The 260-nt window shown below is 63.8% G+C and carries 1 protein-coding gene; it reads right to left on the reverse strand.

The genetic code is table 11. The features are described from left to right. The coding region (locus KPG66_RS16870; protein ID WP_237071601.1) for a condensation domain-containing protein at positions 1-260 on the reverse strand (260 nt) is incomplete at both ends.

Genomic DNA, 260 nt, shown 5'->3' on the forward strand with positions numbered 1-260 from the left:
CGACTGCGTTCGGCGTGCGTTGCACCTGGGCTTCGAATAGCTGGTGCAGGGTGGGCGCAGAGGCGAAGTCAGCGGCCGTGTCATTCCACGCTGTGAGCAGTTGGTGGCGTTCTGTGGTGCTGAGCAGCGGCAGTTCGGACAGGCGCTGCGTCGGGTCGGCAACCACCGCCTCGAGCACGTTGACCCAGTGCTGCCCCAACCGCTGGATCGTCTCGGCGTCAAACAGGTCAGTTGCATATTGCAGCCAGCCTTCAATGCCG

The sequence above is a fragment of the Mycetohabitans sp. B2 genome (assembly GCF_021733735.1).
Taxonomy (GTDB): domain Bacteria; phylum Pseudomonadota; class Gammaproteobacteria; order Burkholderiales; family Burkholderiaceae; genus Mycetohabitans; species Mycetohabitans rhizoxinica.